This window comes from Streptomyces alkaliphilus, from assembly GCF_014141535.1.
Lineage (GTDB): Bacteria > Actinomycetota > Actinomycetes > Streptomycetales > Streptomycetaceae > Streptomyces > Streptomyces alkaliphilus.
On record NZ_VKHT01001316.1, the window covers coordinates 1 to 1116 of the forward strand.

1 protein-coding gene is annotated in these 1116 nt (G+C 75.9%); it reads left to right on the forward strand.

What is annotated here, in order from left to right:
* Nucleotides 1-1116 (forward strand): amino acid adenylation domain-containing protein (locus FNQ90_RS24210; protein ID WP_182608297.1); only part of this gene is annotated, 1116 nt, incomplete at both ends.

Here is a 1116-nt window from a genome sequence, read left to right on the forward strand (position 1 = left end):
TCCGTGACGACCAGGCGGGCCCGCCGGGCCGACACCCTCGCCGACGCCGGGGCCCGCCTGGTCGTCACGGACGACACCGGTGCCGCCGCCGTGCGCGGCCTGCCCGTCCGCACCCTGCCCGTCCGGGGCGCCGGGGCGGGGGACGCCTCCGGCCCGGGCCTCCGGCCCGGGGAACCGGCCCGGCCGGAACCGGACGACCTCGCCTACATCATCTACACCTCCGGCTCCACCGGCAGGCCCAAGGGCGTGGAGATCACCCACGGCAACCTCGCCCGGCTGCTCGACGCGGCCGACCGACACTTCGACTTCGGCCCCGGGGACGTGTGGACCCTGCTGCACTCGCCCGCCTTCGACTTCTCCGTCTGGGAGGTGTGGGGAGCGCTGGCCACCGGCGGACGGGTCGTCGTTCCCACCGTCGAGGAGGTGCGCGACCCCGCCGCGATCCACCGCCTGCTGCGCGAGGAGGGCGTGACGGTCCTCAACCAGACCCCCGCCGCGTTCAAGGGACTGCGCGCCCACCTGGAGCGACACGACGCCTCCTTCGCCGACCTGTCGCTGCGCACCGTCGTCTTCGGCGGCGACGCCTTCGACACCCGCGACTACCGGGACTGGTTCGCCGCCCCCGCCGGGGAACGGCCCGCCCTGGTCAACATGTACGGCATCACCGAGACCACCGTGCACGTGACCTTCCGCGAGATCACCGCCGACGACCCCGACGGCGCCGCGCCCTCGCCCATCGGCCTCCCCCTGGCGGGACAGCACGGCTACGTGCTCGACCACACCGGGCGACTGGTGCCGCCCGGCACCGTCGGCGAGTTGTACGTCTCCGGCGCCGGGGTGGCCCGGGGATACCGCGACCGCCCCGCCCTGACCGCCGAGCGCTTCGTGCCCGACCCCTACGGGCCGCCCGGCAGCCGCATGTACCGCACCGGCGACCTGGTGCGGCTGCTGCCCGACGGTGACCTCGCCTACCTCGGACGCGCCGACCACCAGGTGAAGATCCGCGGTTTCCGCATCGAGCCGGGCGAGATCGAGGCGGCCCTGCGCGACTGCCCGGGCGTCGCCGACGTGGCGGTGGTGGCCCGCCCGGCCCCCGGCGGCGGCGCCCGCCTGGTC